Source organism: Afipia massiliensis (assembly GCF_001006325.2).
In the GTDB taxonomy this organism is placed as follows: domain Bacteria; phylum Pseudomonadota; class Alphaproteobacteria; order Rhizobiales; family Xanthobacteraceae; genus Afipia; species Afipia massiliensis_A.
The window spans coordinates 425,707-439,788 of record NZ_LBIA02000001.1; the positions used below are offsets into that span (position 1 = coordinate 425,707).

General features: G+C 56.2%; 14 protein-coding genes and 2 pseudogenes. 3 read left to right on the top strand and 13 right to left on the bottom strand.

Going from position 1 to position 14,082, the window contains the following annotated elements; all coding sequences use genetic code 11:
* Positions 1–20: 20 nt before the first annotated feature.
* Entirely contained in the window at positions 21–920 is a 900-nt protein-coding gene (gene rpoH, locus YH63_RS01875; protein ID WP_046829081.1) for an RNA polymerase sigma factor RpoH, read from the top strand.
* Between the two features lie 180 nt (positions 921–1,100).
* Positions 1,101–1,337: a zinc-finger domain-containing protein gene (locus YH63_RS01880; protein ID WP_083992665.1), complete on the top strand. Its 237-nt coding sequence runs from the start codon at positions 1,101–1,103 to the stop codon at positions 1,335–1,337.
* 88 nt (positions 1,338–1,425) lie between these two features.
* Here the strand turns inward: YH63_RS01880 and YH63_RS01885 are convergent, their stop codons facing one another.
* The 4 genes and pseudogenes from YH63_RS01885 to YH63_RS01900 all read right to left on the bottom strand — a co-directional run bounded on the left by YH63_RS01885 (position 1,426) and on the right by YH63_RS01900 (position 5,059).
* A complete protein-coding gene (locus YH63_RS01885) occupies positions 1,426–1,857 on the bottom strand; it encodes a thiol-disulfide oxidoreductase DCC family protein (protein ID WP_246657996.1) in 432 nt (143 codons plus the stop codon).
* A 357-nt stretch (positions 1,858–2,214) separates the two neighbouring features.
* Positions 2,215–3,852 carry a chaperonin GroEL gene (gene groL, locus YH63_RS01890; protein ID WP_046829080.1) on the bottom strand — a complete coding sequence of 546 codons (1,638 nt, stop codon included), beginning with the start codon at positions 3,850–3,852 and terminating at the stop codon, positions 2,215–2,217.
* Positions 3,853–4,006: 154 nt separating this feature from the next.
* Positions 4,007–4,322, bottom strand: a pseudogene (locus YH63_RS01895) (co-chaperone GroES).
* Positions 4,323–4,813: 491 nt separating this feature from the next.
* Positions 4,814–5,059 carry a hypothetical protein gene (locus tag YH63_RS01900; RefSeq protein ID WP_046829078.1) on the bottom strand — a complete coding sequence of 82 codons (246 nt, stop codon included), beginning with the start codon at positions 5,057–5,059 and terminating at the stop codon, positions 4,814–4,816.
* Positions 5,060–5,395: 336 nt separating this feature from the next.
* Here YH63_RS01900 and YH63_RS01905 point away from each other — a divergent pair, with 336 nt between their 5' ends.
* Positions 5,396–5,647, top strand: coding sequence for a DUF1488 family protein (locus tag YH63_RS01905; RefSeq protein WP_046829077.1), 252 nt, complete (start codon positions 5,396–5,398; stop codon positions 5,645–5,647).
* A 707-nt stretch (positions 5,648–6,354) separates the two neighbouring features.
* Here the strand turns inward: YH63_RS01905 and YH63_RS01910 are convergent.
* The 9 genes and pseudogenes from YH63_RS01910 to YH63_RS01945 all read right to left on the bottom strand — a co-directional run bounded on the left by YH63_RS01910 (position 6,355) and on the right by YH63_RS01945 (position 14,056).
* Complete coding sequence (locus YH63_RS01910) at positions 6,355–6,780, bottom strand: hypothetical protein (RefSeq protein WP_046829076.1); 426 nt, start codon at positions 6,778–6,780, stop codon at positions 6,355–6,357.
* A gap of 768 nt (positions 6,781–7,548) precedes the next feature.
* Positions 7,549–7,668: pseudogene (locus YH63_RS21980) on the bottom strand (hypothetical protein); the annotation flags it as partial.
* Positions 7,669–7,697: 29 nt separating this feature from the next.
* Positions 7,698–8,492 (bottom strand): enoyl-CoA hydratase/isomerase family protein, encoded by a 795-nt coding sequence (locus YH63_RS01915; protein ID WP_046829075.1) that lies wholly within the window; start codon positions 8,490–8,492, stop codon positions 7,698–7,700.
* A gap of 41 nt (positions 8,493–8,533) precedes the next feature.
* Positions 8,534–9,508: an NAD(P)H-dependent flavin oxidoreductase gene (locus YH63_RS01920; RefSeq protein WP_046829074.1), complete on the bottom strand. Its 975-nt coding sequence runs from the start codon at positions 9,506–9,508 to the stop codon at positions 8,534–8,536.
* A 39-nt stretch (positions 9,509–9,547) separates the two neighbouring features.
* Entirely contained in the window at positions 9,548–9,847 is a 300-nt protein-coding gene (locus YH63_RS01925) for a putative quinol monooxygenase (protein ID WP_046829073.1), read from the bottom strand.
* An 11-nt stretch (positions 9,848–9,858) separates the two neighbouring features.
* Positions 9,859–10,659 carry an SDR family NAD(P)-dependent oxidoreductase gene (locus YH63_RS01930; protein WP_046829072.1) on the bottom strand — a complete coding sequence of 267 codons (801 nt, stop codon included), beginning with the start codon at positions 10,657–10,659 and terminating at the stop codon, positions 9,859–9,861.
* A gap of 40 nt (positions 10,660–10,699) precedes the next feature.
* Entirely contained in the window at positions 10,700–12,256 is a 1,557-nt protein-coding gene (locus YH63_RS01935; RefSeq protein WP_046829071.1) for a long-chain-fatty-acid--CoA ligase, read from the bottom strand.
* Between the two features lie 76 nt (positions 12,257–12,332).
* Positions 12,333–12,806, bottom strand: a complete 474-nt coding sequence (locus YH63_RS01940; RefSeq protein WP_046829070.1) for a MaoC family dehydratase — start codon at positions 12,804–12,806, stop codon at positions 12,333–12,335.
* A 29-nt stretch (positions 12,807–12,835) separates the two neighbouring features.
* Complete coding sequence (locus tag YH63_RS01945) at positions 12,836–14,056, bottom strand: ABC transporter substrate-binding protein (RefSeq protein ID WP_052753876.1); 1,221 nt, start codon at positions 14,054–14,056, stop codon at positions 12,836–12,838.
* Between the last annotated feature and the right edge of the window lie 26 nt (positions 14,057–14,082).

Genomic DNA, 14,082 nt, shown 5'->3' on the forward strand with positions numbered 1-14,082 from the left:
ACTAGTTCGAGGGCTTGATCATGGCCCGCAACGCGGCCCTGCCGATCCTTACGGCCGAATCCGGCCTCACCCATTATCTTGAGGAAATCCGGCGGTTCCCGATGTTGGAGCGCCAGGAAGAATACATGCTAGCCAAGCGCTGGCGCGAGCACGGCGATCGCGACGCGGCGCACAAGCTTGTCACCAGCCATCTGCGGCTCGTGACCAAGATCGCCAGGCACTATCGCGGCTACGGCCTGCCGATTTCCGAGGCGATCTCCGACGGCAATGTCGGCCTGATGCAGGCGGTCGAGCGCTTCGAGCCGGAGAAGGGCTTCCGGCTCGCCACCTACGCGGTGTGGTGGATCAAGGCGGCGATCCAGCAATACATCCAGCGCTCGTGGTCGCTAGTGAAGATGGGCACCACGGCCAACCAGAAGAAGGTGTTCTTCAACCTGCGCAAGGCCCAGAGCAAAATCTCCATCCTCGACGATGGCGATATGCGGCTGGACCAGGTGAAGATCATCGCCCGGCGGATCGGCGTCACCGAAACGGACGTGATTTACATGAACCGGCGGCTCGGCGGCGACGCCTCGCTCAACGCCGCGATCCGCGAGGACGGCGATTCCAGCGAGTGGCAGGACTGGCTGGTGGACGAATCCCCGGACCAGGAGACGACGCTCGCCGCGAACGAAGAGTTCGATAACCGCCGCAAGACGCTGTTCGATGCGCTCACCGTGCTCAACAAGCGCGAGCGGCGCATCTTCGAGACACGCCGGCTCGCCGAGGAACAGATCACGCTCGTAGAACTGGCCGAGGAATTCGGCGTCTCGCGCGAGCGCGTGCGCCAGATCGAGGTGAGCGCCTTCGAGAAGGTGCAAAACGCAGTGAAGCACCGCGTCGCGGCGATGGGGACCCCGGCGCCTCTGCAGGTGCATTAGCTTCCAACCCTCTCCCGTGGTGGGAGAAACTAGCGATGGACGTGTTGCTATGGGTACGTTTTACGGCAACCGAACGACACGAGCGGGGCACCGCCCACCGGGTGCTGATCGAGCCCTCGCTCGACGATCCATGCACGGCACTTTGCATCATCGATCGGGCGCCTAAGCCGCGCACTGCAGATGGAAAGTTATCCGACGTTTCATAATGAAGTCGGGGTGCCGATCGTGCGCATTGGCTGCCGCGAATTCAAGTGCATTGGGGCTAAACCGCCGCAAGATCACCCACACATCTACCTCAATATGGGCGATGCCACTGAGATCGTCTGCCCCTATTGCTCTACGCTATTCCGCTTCGATCCGAGCTTGGGCGCACACGAAGCTGATCCGGCAGATTGCGCTTACGGTGACATGGACTGAGTTGAAAAGCAGCAACGCTGCTTCCTTCGTCATGCCGACCGCAGCCAACCAGCGCCAAGCGCCACCGTCCCGCAGTCTCGGGGGCGGTTCACGATGGCCACGAACGATCCGAATTCGGCGGCATGCAAGCGTCACGACGGCCGAACCAGCGATAGCGGTTGCGCGCGACCAAGTCATAGATCGCGTCGCGGATCACCCGTGGGATGAATTGAAAGATCCATGTCCACTGCCAGCACGGAAGCTCGCGCGCAATGCGCAGCACAGCTTCGGATTTTACATAGGCCTGGCCGTTCGCCAAGAAGGCAAAGGAATCCGGGCGATCAGGATCGATCCCGAGCTGCTCAGCGAGCGGACGTCCCTCGGCCAACTGGATCGGAACGAAGCGAAAATAGCCGCGGCGATCACGTTTGCTCACGAAGCGGCCGCCGCGCGAGCACAGGACGCATACGCCGTCGAACAAGATCAGGCCATGCGGCGAGTTGATACCGCCAGGACTTTTTGGATCAATGACGATTGTCAAGACAATGCTCCGATGACGTATCGAATCCGCGAGGTTCGATAGTTTGGATGACGATGCGGAAACGATCCACTCCACGCGCTGGCTTCAACTTTCCCGCCGATTGATCCAAGTCTTTAACAACCATGTCGACCAATTGCTGACGCAGTAATTTTAGGGCTTTCTGAATTGCAAGTGTAAGCCCTATGCATTCGCTCGAAATATCCAGTAACGAGCCTTGTACATGGCGACCGAGTTGGCGGATTGGAAGCGAATCGAATCGCTCCATTCACGTTCTGGCGATAAGATTTGCTTCATATAGCAAAAAGGCTCAGCATCCCTGCCGAGCCTTTCTTATTAATTGGTTCTGAACGTACAGAATTAGAAGTCCATGCCACCCATGCCACCGCCGCCACCTAGCATTGCTGGGGCATTCTTCTTCGGCAGTTCAGCCACCATTGCTTCCGTAGTGATCAGAAGACCCGCAACCGAAGCTGCGTTCTGGATCGCTGCACGAACCACCTTGGTCGGGTCGATGATGCCCTTGGAGACGAGGTTGCCGTATTCGCTGGACTGTGAGTCGAAGCCGTAAGCATACTGCTCCTTCTCGAGGATCTTGCCGACGATGATGGAACCGTCTTCGCCCGCATTGATGGCGATCTGGCGGGCCGGAGCCGAAAGCGCCTTGCGGACGATCTCGACGCCGGTCTTCTGGTCCTCGTTATGGGTCTTGACCTTCTTCAAGGCTTCCGATGCACGGAGCAGAGCGACGCCGCCGCCCGGCACGATGCCTTCTTCAACAGCCGCACGGGTCGCATGCATCGCGTCATCAACGCGATCCTTGCGTTCCCTCACTTCGACTTCGGTCGCGCCGCCGACGCGGATCACCGCGACGCCGCCTGCGAGCTTGGCCAGACGCTCCTGCAGCTTCTCGCGGTCGTAGTCCGAAGTGGTCTCTTCGATCTGCGCCTTGATCTGTGTAATGCGCGCCTCGATGTCGGCCTTCTTGCCGGCGCCGTTGACGATGGTGGTGTTTTCCTTGTCGATCATCACCTTCTTGGCGCGGCCTAGCATGTTCAGGGTCACGTTCTCAAGCTTGATGCCGAGGTCTTCCGAGATCGCCTGACCGCCGGTCAGAACTGCGATGTCCTGCAGCATGGCCTTGCGGCGATCGCCAAATCCTGGCGCCTTCACAGCGGCGACCTTCAGACCACCGCGCAGGCGGTTCACAACGAGCGTGGCCAAGGCCTCGCCTTCGACGTCTTCAGCAACGATGACGAGCGGCTTGCCGGTCTGCACGACGGCTTCCAGCAGCGGAAGCAGTTCGTTCAGCGAGGAGAGCTTCCTTTCGTAGATCAGGATGTAGGCGTCGTCGAATTCAACGCGCATCTTGTCGGCGTTGGTGACGAAGTAGGGGGAGATGTAGCCGCGGTCGAACTGCATGCCTTCGACGACGTCCAGTTCGGTCTCGAGCGACTTGGCTTCTTCAACCGTGATGACGCCCTCGTTGCCGACCTTCTTCATCGCGTCGGCGAGGAACTTGCCGATTTCCGCGTCGCCGTTGGCCGAGATGGTGCCGACCTGGGCGATCTCGTCGTTCGACGTGACCTTCTTGGAGTTCTTGACGAGGTCCGCAACGACCGCTTCGACCGCGAGGTCGATGCCGCGCTTGAGATCCATCGGGTTCATGCCGGCGGCAACCGCCTTGCAGCCTTCCTTCACGATCGCAGCCGCCAGAACGGTCGCGGTGGTGGTGCCGTCGCCGGCAGCATCCGCCGACTTCGAGGCCACTTCGCGCACCATCTGCGCGCCCATGTTCTCGAACTTGTCTTCAAGTTCGATTTCCTTGGCGACGGTAACGCCGTCCTTGGTGATGCGCGGAGCGCCGAACGACTTGTCGAGGACGACATTCCGGCCCTTGGGGCCAAGCGTGACCTTCACGGCGTTGTTGAGGATTTCGACACCGCGCAGCATCTTGTCGCGCGCATCGACCGAGAATTTGACTTCCTTGGCTGACATAACTTGTCTCCCTGAGTTGATCTTTGTTGCTCACCTCAGGAAGCCGACCCTTTGCGGACGTCTCGAAGGATGAGATGTGAGTGCTGAGGGCATCATCCTTCGAGACGCCAGCTGCGCCCGCCGGCTGCTCAGGATGAGGAAACTGGCTGACAGCTTAAGCGGCCTTCTTCTTGGAAGCGGGAACGTCGGTGATAACGCCCATGATGTCGCTTTCCTTCATGATCAGCACGTCCTGGCCGTCGATCTTGACCTCGGTGCCGGACCACTTGCCGAACAGGACGATATCGCCGACCTTGAGGTCGATCGGGATCAGCTTGCCGGCTTCGTCACGGCCGCCCGGACCAACCGAAAGGATTTCGCCCTGCGACGGCTTTTCCTTGGCATTGTCCGGAATGATGATGCCGCCAGCGGTCTTGTCTTCTACGTCGATGCGCTTGACTGCCGCGGTCGTGAAGCGGACGGAATTTCATGCGATCCTCCTATGCCTCTGAAGATGTTATAATTTTTGAATTGGCAGTCACAGCACGCGAGTGCTAAAGCGATCCTTGTACATAAGCCGGTCATGCGGAAGTGCAAGGTGTACCGAAAACTCCATCCGAGTTTATCGAGTGAAAGATTCACCTAAGCTGGCGCTATGATCGCGCTACTGGCGCGCGATCCATTCTGGGGTGGGGTTTGTTGTGACGTTGACCCAGGCCTCTGCGATTGAGCCGCACGCCAATGTCGGTGCCAGCGCCGGCTTCGATGTGGCGCCAACGTAGCCGGCTTGGTAATCGGGGCGCGACTGCGCGTCCCTGGATTCGTTGAGCCGTCGGTCATATCCGGGCGAAATTGTCTCGGTTGGGGACGAGCAAATGCTGGCATCATCGAGCTCCAGGCGATGCGCGATAGAGCTGCGGCAATTTCCACAGGTCTCTTCTTGCAAGATCCCTTCGACTATCTGGTTTCGGGGTCGTCCCGTTCAGACTGCCGTTCGCAGCCGCCTCATCGTGAACTCGATCTCCCCGCCTGGCAGCTCGCGCCAATGCTCGACCTCGCTCATGAAGGCGGGCTTCGGGTAGCGATCGAGGAATTCCCTCACCGTTTGGCGGGCGTCGTCACGGGGTTGGGTGAAGGTCTCTCGCACGAAACCATCGTGGGCGCGGTGCTGCGCGCGATGATCGCGCATCCGGTCCGCCTGCTCACGCGGGGTCTTGGGCCCTGCCATCGCTGCTACTCCATATAAGCGATGTCTATTAGATAGATTGGCCGCGGTTCTGGTCAGGGCAAGTCCAGAGCAACCCATTACTGCAAAGAAAAAGGCGCGCCCCCCCGCGAGGCATTAGATAATTCGCCTGTTCGCTAAAGGAACGGGGCCGAATTGAACCTACGGCAGGCTTGATCCGATGCCGACGCGAGCGGGCGTGGCCATTGCCCAAACGCTTATCGCGTCGGTCTATAAAAGATGGGCGCAGGCAGATTGATGCGCTCATGCAGCCCTCGCTTGTAGGGGGCCGGATAAACCACCATCTGTAAGGCTCACCCCCGTCTGAGGGCCATTCTCATGGTTGTCGCTGGCGGCGATTACGTCCATTTCGTTGTGGAGTACGGCGGCAAAATTGAAAAGTGCCGGGTAACGGAGACTGCCCTTCTGAACAGAGAACGCTTGAGCAAGAAGTATGCAGGCCACGCACAGCTCATCGCTATCTTTGTAAGACACCGAGCCGAGATCGAATGTCTCGCACTCGCGAAGTTGCAGAGGGAGGGTCACTCTGACCGCAGTGTTGTAGTGACCACTGAGGATCTGAACCCTTGATGTAGCTGGCTGTTCGACGCCCTTGCTTACGCAAGAACAACGTGGCCACTAGCTGTTGAGCGGCGATGACGTGAAAACGAAGAACCCGTATGAACAAGACGCTGATATCGATAGAAGAACTGAAGCAAATCGCTCTCAGAGAAATCCACACTTACCCCGGATGCAAGGACGTATCCGCCGTCGGTATTTATCCCATCACAGACGAGGTAGCCGGAACAATTGGTCTGTCCAAATCGTAAGCAGCGAAGGCGTTGACCCCCAAGCCACAAACCGCGCTGCGATTTATGCCAAGCACAAGCTTCGTCACGAATACAATCTGTGGACGGGGTGAGCCTCTTATGCCAGCAGCAAACGCATTAGTTCTTTCTGGGCGGCGGTTCGTTCGCTACTTCCTCTGCCAATAGCTTTAAAAATTTCTCCACGAGACTGCGATAGAGCTTAAGGTTTTGCTGGCGAATGAAAAATTGATGCTCCATAGCTACCTCCTCTGAGGGCATGGACCGAAGGGCATCGTGCGCCTAAGAGTGGCAAGTGTCGAGCACGTATTGTCTCCCAGAACGATCAAGGAAAACGACTTGTTCGACTTCCTGCGCGCTGAAAAGAGGCTTATTGATTTAAAGCCACGGCAAACACCCGCCGGTTCAGGCCGACGAGCTTTATTCTTTTCGGTGCCACGAACAGGTGCCTTCCGGCTCAACGGCAGAAATCTAGAAGGCCATCTCCGGGCGTGGTTCGGGCAGTGCCGCATCTTCTGCCTGATGGGAGTCACGCTCCTGGGCAGTAACCGGCAACTGCAGGACCAGGGCACGCTGCCCCTCCAATAACAGCGTCACCAGAACCGTGTTTCCATCGGGAAACATCAGCGCATCGTGATGCTGATGCTGAGTATTTGGTCCAACAGCACAGAAACGTGCGACTTGGACGTCGGCGCTCCTGGTCGAGATCCAGTTGCGATCGTATTTGATGTCCTGGTCGAAGGCGAGTTCGGTGCCAGGGAGAAGGCACACGGCAACACCCGGGTCGCCTTCAGCGGCGAAACCACGGGTCGACGTTCCATGGAAACTTGTCGAGACAAGCGTTTCTCCAACCTTGGCTGGACGAGACGCTACGGCATGCAAGCTGTAATCACACATGAGATTTGCTCCTCTTGTCGAGACAACTCATCCGCATCCGCTCCGGAGGCGGATTTCTATCAGTGTGTCATTTTACGAAACGCACTCGCGGTGTCTGGTTCCTGCGTTCCCAGATACTCTATTGCGCCCCAGAACGATCTGGCCGGCGGGTGCACGGACTTCGGGTTGGTTGCCAAATCGCGATTTCCTGATCGCTCTGTTTGGCTCGCCGCCAACGCACCGTCCTCCATTGAGGATGGGACTGGGATGTTCAATCTTCAAGCTGCAAAAGCGAAATACTCCTGAAATATTTCCATAGTGAGCGCGGGAGATTAGGGCAAAGCCGCGCTATTTCGCCGATACGAGAGTCGCTGAAAAACTTCATCACTCGCCGCGTCCGTTCTACACGCCGTTCGTCAGCGAGAGATCATAAGCGGTCGGCACGACGAGCAATCACGAATTTTGGTGGATGCCAGAGGCGATGCGCATCAAGGTTGAAGTATTGCTGCTTTCCGACAAATCAAACACGTCGCCAGCTGAGGATCAATTCCGCCGATCCATAGAGCTTGCGCGACGACAACAGCCTTGTCGCGGGAATTGAGCAGCGCGATGAGTCTCGGTCGGCTGTATTACTCTCAAGGCCATGCCGTCGAAGGACGCAATTTTCTGAACCCTGCCTTTGAGGCGTTCACGGAAGGATTTGGCACTCCCGATCTTAAACGCGCGAAGGCGCTGCTTAAGGAATGGAGTTAGGCGACAACGCGTGACTCACTATCGGTCGTCCCTTATTCAATACACTCCCGAACCGGACACGTTCCATAACCGCTCATTCTGCGAATCTGATACACGCCGCTGAACTACGTCCGCGGCCTTTGTTGGCCTTCCCTTGGGATTCGCAGATTGTCCCTTCTTGAATTGCGATCCCGTCCCGACAGTATTTACCTACCAGCGAATCTCGGCGCCCGCTTTTCGAGAAACGCCTGACGAGCTTCTTTCGCGTCATCGCTGGCAAATGCCCGTTGAATATTGGACACCTCAAGACGCAGTTGCTGTTCCATATCGATACTTTCCATGGCGCGGACTAACCCCCGTTTCAGTAAACGCAGAGTAATCGGCGACCACGCGCAGAGCTCTTGGCAATAGGCCTCTAATCGCTCCGCAAACGTGTCGTCAGCCACAACCTCACCGGCCAATCCCCAAGCTACCGCCTCTTCACCTTTCAGACTGCGGTTTTCGGCCATAAACCGCATAGCGCGCTCGTAACCGATCGCTTGTGGAAGAGTAATAGTAAGACCAGCATCCGGAGAACCGCCGATGCGAGTGTATCCGGCCATCAGGCGAGCACTTTTACTCACGAGCCGTATGTCAGTCGCCATTGCAAGGCCCAGTCCAGCGCCAACGGCAACGCCATTTATACCGCCCACGACCGGCTTCTCGCAGCGCTTACGGATAGAGAGCAAAAAATGGCCGACCCAGCCTAAATCGTCAAGCTGAGCAGATTGGGGAGAGAGCGATGAATACTTCTCACTGTCGGACAGATCGAGACCTGAGCAGAATGAGTCTCCCGAACCGGTGATAGCCAAGATCCACACGTTGTCGTCCACTGCTGCAGCATCGACAGCTTCGACTATTCCCCACGCTAGCCTTTGATTTATGGCGTTTTTCTTATCGGGGCGATTGAGGGTGATGGTTCTTACATGCCCGCTGTCTTTCACATGAAGAATATCGGTCACGTGCTGTCTCCTTGTTTTTCGGATTCTGGATAAACACTAAGCTACGCAGCAATGTTCTTTAGGCGCGCGGTAATGATGTCATCGGCCTCACGCATGATACGATCAAGAAGCTCCTGGACTGTCGGAATGTCCTTGATGAGGCCCACGACCATTCCGCAACTCCAGCCCCCGGCGTCCATATCGCCGTCCTTCATGACTTTTGGATAGACCCCCGCTACCTCTGGCGCTACATCGGCGAATGTAATTGCTTCGCCAAGTTGTTTCTCCTTGTCTAGGAGGCGCTGAACGCCAGCATTGGTGAGGACGCGTTCGGTATTGCGCAACGGGCGCATGATAAGGCGCGTATCGAGCTCGGTTGCATTGAGGATTGCTTCCTTGACCCGCGGATGAACGGGCGCCTCTTTCGTTGCAATAAACCGCGTCCCCATATTCATACCGTTGGCGCCCATAGCCAGTGCGGCTACCAGACTTCGTCCGTCTGCCATGCCGCCCGAAGCGACAAATGGGATCGTCAGTTCATCGGCCGCGCGTGGCAGTAGGATAAAGTTCGGCACGTCATCCTCACCGGGGTGCCCACCGCATTCAAATCCGTCGATGCTCAGTGCATCCACTCCGATTGCCTGCGCCTTCAGCGCGTGCCGCACGGAGGTGCATTTATGTATGACCTTCACCTCTGCTTCTTTCAAAATCGGAAGCCATTTTTGAGGATTATTGCCAGCTGTCTCGACGATCTCAATGCCGCCATCAATAATGGCGCGAATGTAACCTGGGTAATCAGGCGGCTTCACCGCAGGAAGAAACGTCAGATTGACGCCGAATGGCTTGTTGGTCATCTCGCGGCAACGGCGGATTTCCGCGGCTAGGTCGGCTGCGGTCGGCTGGGTCAACGACGTGATCAAGCCGAGACCACCCGCATTTGCTACGGCGGAAGCCATTTCCGCGAAACCTACATAGTGCATGCCACCTTGAATGATGGGGCGTTCGATGCCGAAAAGCTCAGTGATACGAGTCTTCATTGCTGACCTTGATGCTTAGAATTGAACGAAACCGTTGAACTAGCGCTTTTCGACTTTCTCAGGCGTTATTATCTCGACCTTCACTGGGGCAGAGAAGCACTTCACAGCTATCCGCCCAAATGCGCGCATGTGATCTGATTTTGAATGGACCGGAAGACAGTCGGCGGAATCCCACTCTTCTACGAAAACCAGCTTGTTAGAATCGTCTACGCTCTCGTGAAGATCATACGCGACGCACCCCTCTTCCTTGCGCGTGGCCGAAATCGCCTCGCGCGCCGCTGCTATGAGCTCTGCCCGCATTTCCGGCTTCACCGTTAAAGTAGCGATCACGTAAACCATCGTTAAACTCCTTATTTGCCCGACGCGTAGCGCGCCGCTGGCTTTCCGGTCACCAAGACCGACTTGTAGAATTTCTTGCGCGCGCTCTCAAATTCTGTCCATAACGCCGAATCCGCGAGCGTCGGAAACGTCACATTCTCCTTCATGTCGACTGCACGCATGGCTGTTTCGACCAAGGTGTCTGCCGTCATGAAAAGCTCTTCCGGAAAACCCGGTGATGACACGCCAGATGCTGCAAAGAACTCGCTCTTGACCGGTCCTGGCAGGATGGTCTGAACCGTGATGCCGCTTTCCGCATACTCCTGCTCAAGGGATCGTGAGAAATTTAGGACGTACGCTTTCGAGCCGCTGTAGGCAGCAGCAGTGACGGAAGGACCTAGCGCAATGACGGAGGCGATATTGACCAACAAGCCGTGACCGCGGGCCTTGAAGGCCGAAAGGGCCGCAAGCGATAACGTGGTCAATGCGAGCACGTTCACTTTGACAAGATTTTCGACGATGCTTACGTCAACCTTAGAGGTTGGCCCGAGTGCGCCAACGCCGGCATTATTTACGAGGACGGAAATATCGCCACGCTCGGCAAATACATTCTGAACGCGGCGTAGATCTGCCTCATTCGCCAAATCGGCAACGATGGTTGTCACGTTGCTTCTGGAGTGCTCTTCGAGTGTGAAAGCCAGTTGCTCAAGCCGCTCCTTGCGCCGTGCAACCAAAATCAAGTCGTATCCTCGCTGCGATAGCTGTCGGGCATAAGCCAAGCCGATGCCAGAAGATGCGCCGGTTATGACTGCAGCGTGTCGAATGTCGCTCATACTGGTCCTCTCTAGACTGTGTTGCGAATTGTCGTGGTCGCTAATTCACGCGCCGCTCGTAGCCGCGCCAGTACTGCTCACGCAGCTCCCGCTTCAGCAGTTTTCCGGTTGGATTTCGTGGAAGGACATCGACAAATTCGACAGATTTCGGAAGTTTGTATCCAGCCAGTCGCTCACGCGCGTATGCGATGATGGTTTCGGCGTCCACAGTGCTGCCGTTGCGGCGTATGACAATTGCCTTTACGGCCTCGCCCCACTTTGGGTCGGGGACACCGATCACCGCAACATCCGCCACATCAGGTTGCCCGAAAAGCACGCTCTCGACTTCGGCGGGATAGATGTTTTCCCCGCCTGAAACGATCATGTCTTTGACGCGGTCGTGGATAAACAAATAACCGCTTTGATCGAGATACCCCGCATCGCCTGTCGAGAACCAACCGTTGCGCAAAGCCTGCGCCGTATCCTTGTCGCGGCGCCAGTAGCCCTTCATGTTCTTGACGGTTCGGCAGACAATTTCACCGACCCGTCCCACTGGAAGCGCGTTGCCTGCTGCGTCCACAATGCGAATGTCGACACCATCGATTGGCTTTCCGCACGAACGGAGCAGTTGGGAGTCGGCGCGATCGTGATCGTCGATGGACAGAACGGTTATGCCGCCCGTGGTCTCTGTGAGACCGTAGATCTGGATGAAGCCCGCGTCTTTGAAGGTCGTTACCGCTCTTTTTAGCAGATCAAGCGGTATGGGTGATGCGCCGTAAACGATCCGCCTTACACACGACAAATTAGCTTTGCCAATCAAAGGCTCGCTTAACAAAGCCAGGATCATCGCGGGCACAAGGAAAGTGACCGTGATCCGCTCCGTTTGAATGGTCTTGATCACCTGTGCCGGCACGAAATCACGGATCAGAACGAACCGCAGTCCGCCGAGCAAACAGATTAACCCGGTACCGCAACCCGCAATGTGAAACAGCGGCATTGCCACAAGGGCAATGTCTGATGATGACCAACCGCCCCATGACTTCAGTGTCTGGGGCAGCGAACCCAAGATGTTACGATTGGTCAGCTGGACGCCTTTGGGATGGCCGGTCGTGCCGCTGGTATAGAGTTGAAGACAGACATCATCAGCGTGGGCTTCAACCGCCGGATCATCGTCAGTTTGCTTGTCGCGCCACTGCCGATAGCTATTGTCGGTTGTTATGACACGTTCGACAGTCTTAAGTCCGGGGCCGGCCTTCTGGATAACGTCAACAAAGAGCTCTCCGATGAAGAGTACTTTTATCTCGGCATCGTTGATAACGTATTCTATCTCCGGCCCTGCGAGCCGGGCGTTTATTGGAACGATCACTGCATTTACTTTTGCAGCACCCAACCATATTTCGAAGAAGCAATCGGAGTTCTTATCAAGCACTCCGATGCGATCTCCCTGACCTATTCCGGCGGCACGCAAGCCGTTCGCGACCCGGCTGGACGCATCCTGCAGCTTGCCATAGGTGATATTTCTCCCCTCGTGGCTAATAGCGACAGCCTTCGGCCTGCGAGCTGCGTGAAATCGCGGAATTTCGGCAAGCGAACTCAACAGCGGATTTACATCCGACATAATGGAAACCTCCCCTGAGAGCTCTTGTGCGGCTCTTTGAGTTTTGAAGTGAACGGTCGCTAGGAAAGTGAGGCTGCTAGGTCTCTAGCGGCTCCTGGAAGTAAGACACGCCGAGCCATTCTGCGATCACCGCGGGCTTATCGACGCCCTCGATCTCGACTGCGACTTCAGATTTCGACATGTATTCCTTTGGATTTCTCAGAGTCACTTCAATCAGCTTGAAGCGAGCGCGCACACGACTGCCCGATTTAACCGGGGAGATAAACCGGATCTTGTCGAAGCCGTAGTTGACGCCCATGACCCTACCTTTGACGGCTGGAAGAGCGTCATACGTCATCGCGGCCAACATGGAGAGCGTGAGAAAACCGTGCGCCACCGTACCCCCAAAAGGGGTTTTGGCTGCCTTCTCCGGATCGACGTGAATGAATTGCCAATCCTCGGTAACGTCGGCAAATTTGTCGATGCGCTCCTGGGTTATGTCAAACCATCGCGACACACCGACCTCTTCTCCCTTTTTTGCGACGTATTCCTTGAATGTGAGCTCAGTCATTGGAATTCCACCTCTACTGGTTGGAAGAATTAGCGCTTTCGCGCGGTAAGCAAATCGCCGAACAGCTCCCAATGGGCCCCGGTGAACTTCATCATCTGCAGCTGTTCGAGCGGTGCGAAGTCGATGGAAGATGTCTTGATCTTGACGCCAGGAAGAAGGCCCTCCGGTTCCATTTCCAGATTCGCGGCCTGCTTCATGATGTTTTCGCGCGTGAGGTTGTCACTGCTTTGTTTGATGGTTTGCGCCGCTACCTGTGCAACCACATAGGCATACATGTTCAGTGAGTCAGCCTTGTTCGCGCCCGGCATGTACTTGTCCATGAACGCATGCCACTTCACGACCGCTGGATCCTTCGACCACTGCTGATCATTGACGTCCTTGAGATACGAAGCTCCCAGCACGCCTGTCGAGTTCTCGACGCCCGCCGGAATAAGTACGTTCACGATCGATGTCGCCGTGTTTGGAATGATCTGGATCGGTTTCCAGCCCAACTCACCTACCTTTTTGATGGCCTGGGCGACAAATTTGGGAGTCGCAATATAGAACACGACGTCAGGATTTGCCGCTTTCAACGATACAATGAGCGGCTCGATGGTTGGGGACGATGACTCGTAGGGAATGGCAGCAACAATCTGCTTGTCAGCCGCTGCGCCTAAGCTCTGCCGAAATCCTGCGAGGTAGTCTTTTCCAAAATCATCATTCTGATAGATGATTCCGATTTTCGCGTTGGGAAAGTTTTTCTGCAGATATTGGATGTAGATATCCGCCTCAGCCTGATAGTTATTGAGGAATCCCATCGTCCAAGGAAAATTCTTGGGGTCGTCCCACTTGTTTGCACCCGAGGTGAGGAACAGATGGGGAATTTTCCTGGCATTTAGGTATTTATGGATCGCACTGTTTCCGGGCGTGCCTAACGGACTGAGAAGAAACAAAACCTCATCGCTTTCGACGAGCTTTCGAGCTTGCTCTACGGTCTTCGGAGGGCTGTAAGCGTCATCGTAAGAGATGTAGTTGATCTTACGGCCATTGATGCCGCCGTTGTCGTTGAGCATCTGAAAGTAAGCAGCTTGAGCCTTGGCGATTGTCGCATAAGACGACGCGGGGCCGCTGTAAGGCGATATATTGCCAATCTTGATTTCGGTATCGCTGGCTCCAGTGTCATAGGCCTTCTGAGCACTGACATTACTCGCACACGTCAGTGTCATCATGGCAGCAACAATTGCTCCGAACGCGTAAGTTCGTCGTTCCATTGGTTCCCCCGAGAGATATTCTATGT